General features: G+C 75.2%; 1 pseudogene. It reads left to right on the top strand.

Annotated features, from left to right (window positions below):
• Positions 1 to 669: pseudogene (locus O3X23_RS39210) on the top strand (hypothetical protein); the annotation flags it as partial.

The following is a 669-nucleotide window of genomic DNA, read 5'->3' as shown; positions in this document are numbered from 1 at the left end:
CGGGCCCGCGCGGCGGCAGCGACCGGGCAGACCGTCCGCGTGCTGCTGGTGGCCCGCTCGTCCGGCGGATGGCAGCTCGACCCGTACGACACGGGTGCGGCCACCCACGAGATCCTCGCCTCCGCCCTGACCACCGAACTCGGCCCGTTGGACGTGACATCGGACGACCGCCGGGAGGCGTTCGCCGCGGCGCTGCACGGACTTGCCGGGCACCTGGGGCGCACCGACGGCCAAGAGGACTACGACTGGGCCGCCCTGGCCGGCGGGCTGAGCGTCCCATCGGACATGTCGGGACGCCGCTACGCCACCGCCCTCAATGTCCAGATGGAAGCTCTGGCCGCACTCCTCCAGGCGGGCCCCGCCCCTCTCGACATCGTGCCCGGCGAGGCGGTCGAGGCGACGCTGCTGCGCCACGAGGAGCGTTACTGGGCGCGCGCGCTCGCCACCGACGGGGAGCGCCTGCTGCCGATGCCCCTGATGCGCCGGGTCGTCGCCGCGGCGACGCTGTGCGGTGCTGCCGACGAGGACGAGGCGATGGAGGTCGTGGCCCGGGTGCCGGCCCTCGGCCGGGGGCGGGAGTGGGAGCTCGCCGCGGCGATCGGCCGACTGTACCCCGGAGCCGGGGACACCTACTGGGGGATGCTCCAGCCCGAGCGGCACGCGGAGATC

Source organism: Streptomyces sp. H39-S7, from assembly GCF_027158205.1.
Taxonomy (GTDB): Bacteria; Actinomycetota; Actinomycetes; order Streptomycetales; family Streptomycetaceae; genus Actinacidiphila.
The sequence above is the reverse complement of the archived record's forward strand: the minus strand, read 5'-3'. Positions and strand labels throughout refer to the sequence as shown.